The sequence below is a fragment of the Streptomyces thermovulgaris genome, assembly GCF_002155915.1.
In the GTDB taxonomy this organism is placed as follows: domain Bacteria; phylum Actinomycetota; class Actinomycetes; order Streptomycetales; family Streptomycetaceae; genus Streptomyces; species Streptomyces thermovulgaris.
Map to the genome: position 1 here is coordinate 1 of NZ_MUME01000525.1, position 785 is coordinate 785.

The 785-nt window shown below is 66.8% G+C and carries 1 pseudogene; it reads right to left on the reverse strand.

Annotation, left to right across the window (positions count from 1 at the left end):
- Positions 1 to 313: 313 nt before the first annotated feature.
- Positions 314 to 658: pseudogene (locus CCN35_RS27045) on the reverse strand (hypothetical protein); the annotation flags it as partial.
- Between the last annotated feature and the right edge of the window lie 127 nt (positions 659 to 785).

The window sequence follows — 785 nt, forward strand, 5'->3', positions numbered from 1 at the left end:
GACGGGGGTGGGGTGGCTGTCCACGGGCCTCAACTCGGAATTAGTCCAGCATGATGTACTTCAAAGTCCAGGGTAATGGACTCAGGTCAGGCGTGTGAAGCCTTTTGGGCCTGTCTCAGTCCATGAAAGCAGAGGGCGGCGCGCACCGGCATGAGCAGGGGCCCGGCGTTCTGAAGCCCGGCGTACGCGCTGACCGACATGGGGGAGGGGCATGGCGGTCGGTGAAGACCGGGACGGCACGGCCTTCCGTCGTCCTCTGCCCTCGGCCCACCGGCCGGCGGCCACTGACACGCAGTGCCCCGCTTCCCGGNNTGGCCTCGAAGATGTCGGCGTCGGTCTCCTGCTGCCACGTCGGCAGAGCGGGCCAGTCAGCCACGTACGCCGGCTTGGGGTCCTCGAAGTGCTTGTACATCTGCGCGGTCCAGCACGTTGCGACGAAACGCCCCTTCTGCTCGCGCGACAGGCGGGATGCGTGCCCACCGCTCAGTTCGAGGAACTGGCGCACCTGCTCGTACACGGCGCCGGCAGCCTCGCGCTCCCACTCGGGCGTCTCCTCCCACGGAGCCACATAGCCCGGCTTCGGCTCACCGGGGAAGTGCTTGCGCACTCCTGCGATCCACGCTTCACGGAACAGTCGAGCGCCCGCGACTTCCGACATGCCCATCCCTTCCGTCAGGTTGTGCACAGCACACCGATCTCGGCGGCCAACTCGGCCACGCGGCGATCCTGCCCCAAAGAGCCGAATTCTGCGCGCAACATCTGGAGTCTACGGACGACGTATCCGG